This window comes from Mucilaginibacter sp. P4_C11 (genome assembly GCF_056402115.1).
Window position 1 is genome coordinate 199168 of the sequence record NZ_JBFUIA010000011.1, and the last position, 12349, is coordinate 211516.

General features: G+C 42.8%; 9 protein-coding genes. 1 reads left to right on the plus strand and 8 read right to left on the minus strand.

What is annotated here, in order from left to right:
* Positions 1–198 precede the first annotated feature (198 nt).
* Complete coding sequence (locus tag AC1DU2_RS12605; RefSeq protein WP_477384785.1) at positions 199–1077, plus strand: polyphosphate kinase 2 family protein; 879 nt, start codon at positions 199–201, stop codon at positions 1075–1077.
* A 31-nt stretch (positions 1078–1108) separates the two neighbouring features.
* Here AC1DU2_RS12605 and AC1DU2_RS12610 read toward each other — a convergent pair whose 3' ends face one another.
* The 8 genes from AC1DU2_RS12610 to AC1DU2_RS12645 form a co-directional block, all read right to left on the minus strand.
* Positions 1109–1462: a magnetosome magnetite crystal formation protein family gene (locus AC1DU2_RS12610; protein ID WP_477361689.1), complete on the minus strand. Its 354-nt coding sequence runs from the start codon at positions 1460–1462 to the stop codon at positions 1109–1111.
* An 80-nt stretch (positions 1463–1542) separates the two neighbouring features.
* The gene (locus AC1DU2_RS12615; protein ID WP_477384786.1) at positions 1543–4593 is read right to left on the minus strand and encodes a GH92 family glycosyl hydrolase; all 3051 of its coding nucleotides are present in this window, start codon (positions 4591–4593) and stop codon (positions 1543–1545) included.
* Positions 4594–4722: 129 nt separating this feature from the next.
* Complete coding sequence (locus AC1DU2_RS12620) at positions 4723–5139, minus strand: hypothetical protein (protein WP_477384787.1); 417 nt, start codon at positions 5137–5139, stop codon at positions 4723–4725.
* 127 nt (positions 5140–5266) lie between these two features.
* Positions 5267–8407 carry an efflux RND transporter permease subunit gene (locus tag AC1DU2_RS12625; RefSeq protein WP_477384788.1) on the minus strand — a complete coding sequence of 1047 codons (3141 nt, stop codon included), beginning with the start codon at positions 8405–8407 and terminating at the stop codon, positions 5267–5269.
* A gap of 132 nt (positions 8408–8539) precedes the next feature.
* Positions 8540–9640: an efflux RND transporter periplasmic adaptor subunit gene (locus AC1DU2_RS12630; protein ID WP_477384789.1), complete on the minus strand. Its 1101-nt coding sequence runs from the start codon at positions 9638–9640 to the stop codon at positions 8540–8542.
* A 22-nt stretch (positions 9641–9662) separates the two neighbouring features.
* Positions 9663–10937, minus strand: a complete 1275-nt coding sequence (locus AC1DU2_RS12635) for a TolC family protein (RefSeq protein WP_477384790.1) — start codon at positions 10935–10937, stop codon at positions 9663–9665.
* A gap of 327 nt (positions 10938–11264) precedes the next feature.
* Entirely contained in the window at positions 11265–12173 is a 909-nt protein-coding gene (locus tag AC1DU2_RS12640; RefSeq protein WP_477361677.1) for a PorP/SprF family type IX secretion system membrane protein, read from the minus strand.
* Between the two features lies 1 nt (position 12174).
* On the minus strand, positions 12175–12349 hold a 175-nt coding region (locus tag AC1DU2_RS12645; protein WP_477384793.1), incomplete at its 5' end, for a T9SS type B sorting domain-containing protein.

Consider the following 12349-nt stretch of genomic DNA (forward strand, 5'->3'; position numbering starts at 1 on the left):
TAAATATATAACAGCCGCCTGCCATTTTATTTAATAAAGGCTAAAATTTCCATAATATAACTTGATGTTACCTTAAACGGGAACTTATATTTAGGTTTGAATAGCGGCGCTGTACATTAGCTAAAATAAACTTTTATTATCAACGCAATTTTAATACCTAAATTTCATGTTAACAACGTGTAAAACAAATTTTTTATCATGAGTAATATCGTCAAAAAGTTTAAAGTCGAAAATGGCAAAGGATTTAAGCTGGGGGACTTCGATCCGGCATATTCCGACGGATTTAAAAAAATCGAGGCCCGAAAGACGTTAAAAGACCTGATAGGCGAAACATTTGACCTGCAGACAGAACTTTATGCAGCCAATAAATACGCCCTGCTCATTATTTTCCAGGCGATGGATGCCGCCGGGAAAGATAGCGCTATTGAACATACATTATCTGGCCTAAACCCGCAGGGCTGCCAGGTTTATAGTTTTAAACAACCCAGTCCCGAAGATTATGAACACGACTTTCTGTGGCGGCATTACCGGTCGTTACCCGAAAGGGGGCGGATAGGTATCCACAACAGGTCGCATTATGAAAATGTATTGGTAACCAAGGTACATCCAGATTTGTTGCTAAAAGAACATTTGCCGGGGATTAATGATGTAAAAGATGTTGATGGGAAGTTTTGGGATAAACGTTACGAAAGTATCCGGGCATTTGAAAAACACCTTACGGAGAACGGTACCGTTATTATAAAATTTTATCTGAACGTATCTAAGCAGGAGCAAAAGCTGCGTTTTTTAAAACGGATTGATAACCCCAAAAAGAACTGGAAATTTTCGGCTGCCGATATTCAAGAGCGGGAAAAATGGGGGGACTATATGGATGCCTATGAAAAGGCAATAAAGGAAACCGCTACCGGTGATTGCCCCTGGTATGTAATTCCTGCTGATAAAAAATGGTTTACACGGATAGCCATTTCTACTGTTATTCTTGATACCCTAAAAGGATTAAAGCTGAAATACCCGGTGCTTGAAAAAGAAGAGAAGGATAAATTGGATGAATCCAAAAAGCAATTGGAAAAGGAATAGGCATCCTCTCCAATTGCTTAATCGAATTTTGTTAAATACCCGAAAATATATTTTGTGCAGGTTCGCCAATTAGCGGCATTGGTTTTCTTTCACCCTGCAGCGCGCCAAGCAAGCCAATCAGCCAGATAATAAAAAGCGCAACCCGTATTACCCAAAGTATTGCCGCACCAAATGATAAACCTACCGAAAAAAGTATAGCACCGGCGGCATACGACACAATCATCGACACGATGTGGAATAACAGTGTTTGCCTCATTTGGTAGCTTGCCTGGTAGGTTTTGTTTTTTTGATATAGGGCAAAATAAGCAATAAGCCACCCTATAATGGTAAAATAACTGATGATGCCGGCTAATTTGCCATCATCGCTTGACGAATAGTTGCTCATAGTAAAGAAGATGATTTTAGATGCCAATTAATTATTAAAGCTAACCATATTTGTGATCAAAAGTTTAGTTTGATCACAAATTATTCCACCGTTATTTCATCGGCAAAAATGTACGATTGGCTGCCCTTACTTTCATGCCATTCGGGCAGTGCGCCGTATTGTTTGGCTATGATTTTAATATAGCGGGTGTTTAAATTTAGCGGCGCAGTAAATTCCTGGGTTTGCGAATTCGTATCTTTAATATCTACTTTAGTATTCACCGTGGCTACCAACTTATAATTCCTGCCATCGTCAGATACCCAATATTGAACGTTTTTAGGGAAAACTATCCATGCATTGCTATCTTGTAATGTGCCAATACTAACTTGTTTTACAGGTTTTATGGCACCCATATCAATAATGGCTTCCAAATCTTTGCCCTGGTAGCCCTGCCAGTTGCCCACATGCCAGTTTGCTGTGCCGCGGATGCCATTTATAAGCGATTCGTCGCCTTTATCTGCATAGTTAGGCAGGTATTTATTGACGAGCGTTAGTTTGATGTCTGATCGTAGTTTAATAAAGTTAGCCTCGTCAACAAAGCTGCTTTTACCCTTAATAATTGCTATCGCCTTAACGGTTGTATTCCCGATAATAGCAATTGGCTTGCTGTAAAGTGTTGAGTTTACTGTAGGGGTTAATCCATCTAATGTGTAATAAATCCCCGCATCTTGGTCGCCACTTTTTATTTGTATGCTGATAGGTTCTTTGAATGATTTGGCGGGTGCTATAATGTAAGGGTTAGCCACAATCAAGCTATCGTTGATTTTTGAGGTTGGGCGTTCCAAATCCTGTACAAAAAGTTTGTTGGCCAGTTTGCCGGCAAATACTTCAAACTCGCCGCCATTGGCCAAATCGTCAAAATTGAGGTATAGCTTGTTATAGGTTTTCTTGGCCAGGCTCATGCCCTGCAAATAAATATTGCCTTTGCCTATGCTTGCCCCGGAATTTATTATAGTGAATTGTTTGCCGTTCTCTAAATTAATAACCGTTTTATCAAACTGTGGCACCCCAACCTGGAAAGCCTGCTGCCCGGGAGCAATATTGTAAACACCCAGCGAACTCATGACATACCAGGCCGACATTTGCCCGCAATCTTCATTTCCCGCAAGCCCATCGGGTTTATTGCTGTACTCTTCACGCAGAATCCTGTCTATATAAAATTGTGTTTTCTCGGGCGATGCGGTAAAGTTGTACAGGTAAGCCATGTGATGACTTGGCTCGTTTCCGTGGGCATATTGGCCGATAAGGCCGGCCACATCCGGTATATCGCTGCCCTTTAACTTCGATTCGGTAGTAAACAATTCATCCAGTTTGGCTTCGAAAGCCTCTTTGCCACCCATTTTTGCCATCAGGGTTTCTACATCCTGGGGCACCATGAATGAGTATTGCCAGGAATTGCCTTCCGTGTAGTTACCGTTTATCTCGGTAGGGTCGAAGGGAGTAAGCCAGCCACCATTGCTGCGGGCCTGCATAAAACCATTCTGGTTATTGTAAACGTTTTTCCAATACTGAGCACGCTGAATGTATTCGGCGTAGTCGTTAGCATGGTTCAGCATTTTAGCCATTTGGGCTATACACCAGTCGTCATAAGCATACTCCAGGGTTTTTGATACCGAAGCATCTTCCTGGTCGGATAATACAGCGCCGTTTTTGCGGTAAATATCCAGTCCAAACTGGTTGCGGTTCACCGCGGCTTTCATTGCGGTAAATGCTTTTGCTGCATCAAAATCCCGGATACCTTTAGCATAAGCATCCACGATAACGGGGATGGAGTGGTTACCTATCATGCAATAGGTTTCGGTACTGGCCAGTGGCCATATAGGCAGTAATCCACCCTGGTCATACATCGCCAGGAATGATTTGATGAAATCAAGTGTGCGTTTTCTATCTATCAGTGTAAGCAAAGGGTTTTCGGCCCGGTAAGTATCCCATAACGAAAAAACGGTATAATAGTTAAAGCCTTGGGCGGTATGTACCTGCTGATCTATGCCCCGGTATTGGCCGTCAACGTCGCTATAAATGTTGGGTGCCAACATGCTGTGGTATAAAGCCGTGTAAAATATGGTTTGTTTTATACCGGCATAGTCAATGGGTTTCGCCTTTTTACCGGCGGGGGCCGGGCCATAAGGACTGCTAACAGTCCCTTCATCACTAAGTGCCGATTGTTGCGACGAGGATGGGCCGCCGCCTTCAACCTGAATTTTATTCAACTCGGTATTCCAGGTCGCTTTGGCTGCTTTCTGGACCTTTTTAAAATCGAAATCGGGTACTTCTGCGCCCAGGTTTTTCAAGGCACCTTCGGTGCTTACAGCCGAAATGCCCACTTTGGCAATCACCTCTCCGGGATTGTTAAACTGCAGGTACATTTTAATGTTCTTACCCTGCGCTTTGTTTTTTCCTTCCTGTAACTCGTTGTTGCTGGCTATCCCGTAAGTTTTAAATGGTTTAGAGAATTTAGCATAAAAATAAACCTGCTGGTTATTGGCCCAGGATTTTGATTTGCGGTACCCGCGAATTTCGTGGTCATTTACCACTTCAATCCATGAATCCAACACCTCGTCGCGGTGTTGCAGGTCTATAATAATGTTGGCTTTTTCGGCAGCAGGGTAATTATAACGATGTACGCCCACACGGGTGGTGGCCGTTAATTCCACCCCGATATTGTATTTATCCAGCAAAGTTTTATAATAACCAGGGGTGGCTACCTCATTTTTCTTTTTAAAACCAGAACGGTATTCGGTGTTTTTAAACTGTGGCTCGCCGGTTGTAGGCATAAACAACACATCGCAATAATCCGGAATGCCAGTGCCGCTTAAATGGGTGTGCGAAAAGCCATAAACCACTGTATCGGTATAATGATAGCCCGAGCAGCCGTCCCAGCCTTCCAAACGTGTATCAGGGCTTAGTTGCACCATGCCAAAAGGCATTACCGCGCCGGGGTAAGTGTGCCCATGCCCCCCGGTACCAATAAAGGGGTTAACCAATTGGGCGTAATCTTTGTCTTTTCTTTTTTGTGCCGATGCTGGTACAACGAAGGCTAATGATAAAATGATTACAAATAAACGGCGACGTATAAATCGGATAGCGAACATACAATTAAATACAGTTTTATTATATCACGCAAAATAAAACTTAAATATTACAATGTACGATGGCAATAAATATAATACATAGCCGATGTAGTTACCCAGAAGGCCGAAAAATCTTGTATCAATGAGAAATCAATTTATTTGAGTCTCAATTTTTTTGAGGCTATTGATGCTGCGTTGAACAGGCAAATTAAAAAAATGGGATTTACTCGCAAAAATCATACTGTCTTTTTTAAACATCGAATCGAAAAATACGGTAGTATAATTCCCTGTATTATCTGTTAGCTTGAGGCTTGTATGATTTGTAACCTGCATTTTAAATGGCTTGCCATCCTTATCGGTTACTTCAATAGAATCAATTCCGTTGTAAAAGTTTTTGCCGTTTTTTAGTAATACGCCTGCAATGCCAAGCCTGAAGTCATAGGCTTCGGTTATCTTTTCCGGGTTAACCTTGTCAAGTTGGCTTGCTAAACTGGCCGGGGTCATGTAATAAGTGGAGCAAGAGCTTGCCAGTACAGCAATACACAATAGGGGAAAGAATATTTTCATAAATGAATAAGGCTTGTGATAAAATTCGTCGAAAATAGGTATTTATCCGGCATGATGCAATGGCAAAAATGCGCGAAACAAAAAAACGCCCGGTTTATTAGCCGGGCGTTTAGTTTAGCAAGGGGTATTATGCGTTGCGTACAACGCCCATCTTTTTCAAAAGCTTACGGTTTTCGCGGCGGTGAACCAGCCGGTGAACGATAGCATATATGATTGGTAATATCAATAACGTTAAAATAGTGGAAGTTACCAGGCCTCCAATTACTACAATAGCCAGGGGTTTCTGCGTTTCGGACCCGATACCTGTTGATACAGCTGCAGGCATTAGTCCTATGGCGGCCATCAGTGCGGTCATCACTACGGGTCTTACCCGGCTGATTACGCCATCTAAAATTGCTTTATCCAACGGAATATGCTCTTCCAGGTTCTTTTTAAATACAGATACCAGGATTACACCGTTTTGGATACACACGCCAAATAAGGCGATAAACCCTATACCCGCAGAGATACTAAAGTTTGTGCCTGTTATATGCAAAGCCAGTATCCCGCCGATTAAGGCGAATGGTACATTCATGATAACCAACGTGGCATCCTTGGCATTGCCAAATGTAATAAACAAGATGAGGAATATTACCAGTAAGCAAATAGGCACTACGTGGGCCAATGTATTTGATGCACGGATCTGGTTTTCAAACTCACCTGCCCAAACATCAGTGTAACCATGCTCAAACGTTACTTTCGAGTGCACTTTGCTTTGTGCCTCGGCTATGGTGCTGCCCAAATCGCGGCCGCGTACCGAGAATTTTACGGCAATATACCGGGTGTTATTATCCCTGTAAATAAAGGCCGGCCCGGTAATAGTTTTGATGGTGGCAATTTCTTTTATTGAAATTTTGGAACCGTTAAGGGTAGGCACCATCAGGTTTTCTATTTTATCCTGGGTATTGCGGTATTGTTGCTGATACCTTATTCTGATATCAAACCTGCGTTCGCCCTCGTATAATTCGGTTGCGGCTTTACCTCCTATAGCCATTTCAATAACTGAGTTGGCATCGGCAGTAGATACGCCATAAAGCGCCATTTTACGTTGATCAAGTTCAATCCTGAACTCGGGCTGCCCCAAATTGCGCAACACGCCAAGGTCTTCAACGCCCTGTACTGTTTTTAAAATTCGCAGTACACTATCGGCTTTTTTATCAAGCGTTTGAAAATCGGGGCCGAATATTTTTACAGCCAGCGCGGCGTTAACGCCTGCAACTGCTTCCTCTACGTTATCGCGGATAGGCTGCGAATAATTGAACACCGCACCCGGGATTTTGCTTAGTTGCTTATCCATATCGGCAATAAGTTCATCCCCGGTAATGCCGCTTGGCCATTCATCCTTCTTTTTAAGATCGACCTGGATCTGTACGTCAAAAAAGCCCTTCGGGTCGGTACCGTCATTGGTTCGGCCAACCTGGGCAAGCGTCTGTTTTACTTCGGGAAATTTGTCCAATATCTGCATCATTTTTTGATTGATGCTTTCGGCCTCATTTAATGAAACACTCATCGGCAATTCAGCCTCCACCCAAAGCGCGCCTTCATTTAAATCAGGTAAAAACTCTGACCCTAAAAACCTGGCTGAAAAGAATGTAATTGCCATAAATGCAACCGCAACTATCAAACTCAATTTTTGATTTTTATAGGTAAAGTTGAACATCCGGCGGATGCCGTTCTCGAAAAAGATAACTACCGGATTATGTTTTTCCTTTACGTTTTTCTGTAACAGGATGCTGGACAGGGCAGGTACCAGGGTAAGCGTGAATATTAATGCCCCAAGTAAAGCAAAGCCCAATGTATAGGCCAAAGGCGAGAACATTTTACCCTCAACCTTCTGGAATGCAAAAATCGGGATTAAACAGGTGATGATAATCAGCTTGGAGAAGAAAATGGCTTTACCCATTTCGGCACCTACATTTTTAAACAAGCCCAGTTTGGCAAGGCCGTTAAACTTTTGCATGCCTACTTCTTTGGCCTTATGGTCAAGGGCAACAAAAATTCCCTCAACCATTACAACTGCGCCATCTATAATAATACCAAAATCCACAGCACCCATTGATAGCAGGTTGGCGCTCATACCTTTTATGCGCATACATACAAAGGCAAACAGCAAGGATAGCGGGATGATAATAGCAACGGTAAGGGTTGTACGCCAGTCGGCCATGAACAGGAAGACGATGACCGTTACCAGTATAATGCCCTCGCACAGGTTATGAATAACTGTTTCGGTACAAAAATCCATCAGGTTGGTACGGTCGTAAAATGTATCAATCTTTACATCTTTGGGTAGGATGTTTTCGTTTAGGTCTTTCACCTTGTCGCGGATACGATTTAATACCTCGGCCGGATTCTCGCCTTTGCGCATTACAATGATACCTTCAAGCACGTCTTTCTGCTTGTCGCGGCTCACCTGCCCTAAACGGGGTAGGCCGGCCTCTTTTACATCGGCAATATCTTTTGCCAATATGGGTACGTTGTTTACATTTTTGATGATGATATTCTGGATTTCGTCAATATTATTGATAACCCCGATACCGCGCACTACATAGGCCTGGTCGTTTTTTTCAATCACATCGCCGCCCACATTTATGTTGCTTCGGTTTATGGCGGTATAAACATCCAGCGAAGTAAGCCCGTACTTTTGCAATAGGGCAGGGTTAACCGAAACTTCGTAAGTTTTTTCCTCGCCGCCAAAGCTGTTTACATCAGCAACGCCGGGCACAGATTTAAATTGACGATCGAGCACCCAATCCTGAATGGCGGTAAGCTCGTGGATTGATTTGGTACGGCTTTTAAGCGTGTAACGATAAATCTCGCCGGTAGGACCGTATGGTGGCTCAACCTCGGGTTTTACGCCATCGGGCAAATCGGCATTGCCCAGGCGGCTTAGTACCTGCTGGCGGGCAAAAGCGTCATCCACATCGTCATCAAAAATGATGCGCACGTACGATAAGCCGAAAGCCGAGGTGGTACGCAGGTTAGCCTTTTTTTGAACCGAGTTTAAAACGGTCTCCATCGGGATGGTGATCATCTTTTCAACTTCCTCGGCGCTGCGGCCCGGCCACTGGGCAATAATAATGATTTGGGTATTAGTTACATCAGGAAACGTCTCGATGGGCGTATTTAGGTAGCTCCACACACCAAGCACAACCAAAACCAGTGTCATAAAAAACACAAAATAGCGGTGCCTGAGTGAAAAGTAAATTATATTTTTAATGAATTTATTCATCTTTAAAGTATCAAGTAGTTAGTATCAAGTAGCAAGATTCTGCGGTGGTATCAGGTGGTTGGTATCAGGTAACAATTAACTGGCTGGTTCCGGTCTTGATACTTGATACTAACTACTTGATACTTCTTAAAATCAATCTCCCGCTAATGCATCATATAAAAGCAGACCGTTTTTGGAGATCACTTTGTCGCCGGCGTTTAGGCCCGATGCTATATAGGTGATGTCATCCACGGTTTTTATAACGCTTACCTCGCGTACTTTTAAATCGCATTTGCTGTTATAAACCACCACGAAATTTTTGCTGCTATCGAAAATCACCGCTTTTGCAGGGACTGATACCGATGTTGCCGCATCATTATTGGTAATTACTACGTTGGTAAACATTTCGGGTTTCAGCAGCATATCTGTATTGGGTAACACCACTTTTATCTTCATTACCTTGTTATCAGGGTCGAGCACCGAGCTCACCGCATCGATTTTACCTTCGAAAACCTTACCTGGATAGGCCAGGGTGGTTACTTTGGCGCTATACCCTGTTTTAACCTTACTGATGTCGGATTCAAAAACGTTAGCCCAAATCCACACATCTTTCATGTTTGATATCGTGAACATGCTGCCATTGTTATCCTGGCGGATGAAGCTGCCGGTGGTAACGTTTTTTTCTACAACATAACCGGTTTCGGGTGCCCTGATAATCAGCGTGCCGCCCGGGTTGGTATTACCACCACCATTAATGGCTATTTGCTGCTGAATTTTATGGTTAGCTGCTTCGGCTTTGTTATAGTTTTCTTTGGCTTCGGTGTAATCACGCTCGCTGGAGATACCATTTTTGTACAGGTACTCCGCCTGCTCCAACTGGCGTTTTGATATAGCCAGGTCTGATTTTGTGGCTGTTAGGTCGGTATAGTTACCGGCAACATCTGCGCTGCGCATAATAGCCAGGGTTTGACCTTTGGTTACTTTATCGCCAAGGGAAACTTTAACATCCAGTATTTGCCCGCTTGAAAAAGGGAAAACTTTTACAACGTTATTTTCGTCATTTGAAACCTCGCCTGATAGGGTAAGTTCATTTTTTATTGCAGTAGTTTTAGCAGTATCAATGGTTATAATTTTTGCCATCGAATCGCTTACGCAAACCTGCTTATTTTCGGCTACGGGTTGCGGCTTGCCCTTGCAGGCGGCAAGCAATAGTAAAGCGGAGATGCCGGATAACAGCGTTTCTCTTTTCATCATTATATATGTTTTATAAGGTGTTTTACGATTTAATTATGGTAGTACCGGTAGCAAAGTTCAGGTCGGCAATGGCCTTTTGCAGGTTGTATTGCTGTTGCAGTATTTTTAGCTTGGTATCTTTATAGGTATCAAAAAAATCGACAAATTCAATCAGGCTGATTTGCCGTTGCTGGAAGCTTTTGAGCATGCTGTTAAACAGTTTATCGTATTGCTCATTAAACTCCAGTTGTTGGGTCGAGAAAAGTTGCTGGTTTAATTTGTACTGATTTACAGCCGCTACCACATCGTTTTTAAGCTGAAGTTCATTCTGTTTCACCGTTACTTCCTGGCTTTGAATATTGTATTTCGCCGATTTAATATTGCCCTGGTTGCGGTTAAAAAAGGGCAGGGGTAAGCCAATTTGCAAGCCATAGTAATTGCGGGCATAGCTACTGTTTTGGTCGTAAGCGGCACCGATGGTAACATCGGGCACGGCCAAAGCTTTTTGGTATGCCAGGTTATGTGTGGCCGAGCTTAACTGATATTGGTTTGATAAGTAATCGGGCCTGTTTGTTTTAGCCTGCTCAATTAAACCTGGGATATCGAGGGTTACGGTTTCAGCAGGTTTGTCGTTTATAACCGGGTACACAAAAGCTGTTTCCTTGGTTTGTAGCAAGGTTTTTAGTTCGGTTTGTAAATCATTTACCTGGCGGTGATTTTCTACCATATCATTCTGCAGGCCAAAAAGTAATGCTTTAAGGCGGATCAGATCTTTCATGGAAGTATTGCCGGCATCAAATGATTTTTGGATAGCCGCAACCAGGTTCTGGGCCGAACTGATCTCATTCTGGTAAACTTTTTCCTGGGCGTTTAGCGTAGCTAACTGGCTGAAATCCAGCTGAAGGTTGTAGCGCAGGTTGCGCATCAGGTCGGCAAAGGAGGCTTCTTGAACTTTGGCATCGTCTTCGGCCACTTTTACCTGTTTGCCGCGTTTGCCGGCGGTAGCAAATACCTGGCTTAGCTGCACAAATACCTGGCCGCTGTTATTGCCATGGTAAAAGAATTTTTTGCTGCCGCCGTCCCAGATGTTTTGGTCGGTGCTTAGTACGGGGTTATCCCAGAGTTTGGCTTGCTGTATCAGCGCTTTTGATGCCTCAATATTATACTTCTGTGCCAGTAAGGCCAGGTTGTTCTCCAAAAACTGTTTTTCGGCATCCTGAAAGTTAATTTTGAGTGTGTCGGTTTGGGCGGTGGCCCGGTTTGTATTACAGTAAAAAAATACAATTAATAAAAATAGCAGGGTTTTTATTTTACACATAGTCCTCTTTCAATTCAACGGGACAAAAATTCATAACGGTTATGAATTTTCTATGAAGAGGATGGCCGGGTGAAAATTATATATGCGGATATTAGGGATAAGGTGGTCGCTTTTGCGAGAGTATTCGTTCGGATTGGAAAATCTGGACACGGAGCCGTTGGATGTCAAAATGATGTTAAAAACAGTGACATTTTATAAAAATAAGTAATACTAATGCTTAATAAATACACCGAAAATTTAAAAGAAAATGCGAGTTTTTACAACAAAAATTCATTTGCCGAAAATATGCTGTAACAGGAGCGATGTGATGTAAAAAAAACACTCGTTTTATAACAGTTTAGAAACCGATGCGCCTTTGCCGAAACGAAAACTCAAAGAAACTTCATGAGTTGCATTGTTGAAACCACCCAGGTTTGCCGAAGATGTTCCGAATTGATAACTGTACCCTAAACGGACAGATTCTATGTTTATCAATAGGATACCTGCAGCCTGATTGTTGGTACGATAATTTACACCAATACCAAGCTGGTTTTTGATATAAAACGTTCCCGATATATCGCCTACCATCGGAACTCCTTTTGCATAGGATACCAAAGCAGCCGGCTTAAAGCTAAATTCATCAGACAGGTTGGTTATACACCCCGCCGAAAAATAGTAATGATTTCTGAAATTATTGATGTTTTGTACGGAAGCGGTACCAAGGCTGGTTAACGTAAGTTCCGGAAGCGAAAATCCAACATAATACCAGTCGGTATAATAAATAACCCCGAAACCCAAATTAGGCTTAGTTTCACGTACATCGTCCTTGAAAGACGGATCGCCTGAGTCGAGTTCAGAATAATTAGCCGTGTAATTCCGCAGGCCGGCATTTAACGATACACCCAAATAACTGTTTGTTTCCAGTTGAATGGCTTTGGCAAAATAGGCATTAATTTCAAACTGATGCTCTACAGCAAAATTGTCGTTCATTACATTAAGGCCGGCTGCTCCGTTTACGCTTTCTATGGGCAAATTGCCGTTAAAAATTAAGGTTGATGGCGCGCCGTTTATGCCTACCCATTGCTTGCGTGCCAGCAACGTTACCGAGCCCGCCTTATCAAGCAACGAGTAGGCCGGATTAAGCGGCGTCAGGTTTTCGGCATATTGAGTATAACTAAACTGGCCGTTTTGGGCTTTGAGCTGTAAACTAAATCCTATCAAAAAAAATGCAATGCTTAAAAAGCCGGTTATCCTCATATTAATATTTAATGATTAAATAGCCGGTTTTACGTTTCAACTGGCCTTTATTGCGGTATTCCAGCAAGTAATAATAAGTACCCGCATGCTGCATAGCGCCCGTTTTATTTGATCGCCCGTTAAATACCTTACTTGTATTATCATAGCCCGTTGCTTCAAATACGGGTGCGCCGCTG

Bases quoted from the DNA above. Each gene is read 5' to 3' on its own strand.
- AC1DU2_RS12605 (WP_477384785.1), top strand. From the start codon at position 199: ATGAGTAATATCGTCAAAAAGTTTAAAGTCGAAAATGGCAAAGGATTT.
- AC1DU2_RS12610 (WP_477361689.1), bottom strand. From the start codon at position 1,462: ATGAGCAACTATTCGTCAAGCGATGATGGCAAATTAGCCGGCATCATC.
- AC1DU2_RS12615 (WP_477384786.1), bottom strand. From the start codon at position 4,593: ATGTTCGCTATCCGATTTATACGTCGCCGTTTATTTGTAATCATTTTA.
- AC1DU2_RS12620 (WP_477384787.1), bottom strand. From the start codon at position 5,139: ATGAAAATATTCTTTCCCCTATTGTGTATTGCTGTACTGGCAAGCTCT.
- AC1DU2_RS12625 (WP_477384788.1), bottom strand. From the start codon at position 8,407: ATGAATAAATTCATTAAAAATATAATTTACTTTTCACTCAGGCACCGC.
- AC1DU2_RS12630 (WP_477384789.1), bottom strand. From the start codon at position 9,640: ATGATGAAAAGAGAAACGCTGTTATCCGGCATCTCCGCTTTACTATTG.
- AC1DU2_RS12635 (WP_477384790.1), bottom strand. From the start codon at position 10,937: ATGTGTAAAATAAAAACCCTGCTATTTTTATTAATTGTATTTTTTTAC.
- AC1DU2_RS12640 (WP_477361677.1), bottom strand. From the start codon at position 12,173: ATGAGGATAACCGGCTTTTTAAGCATTGCATTTTTTTTGATAGGATTT.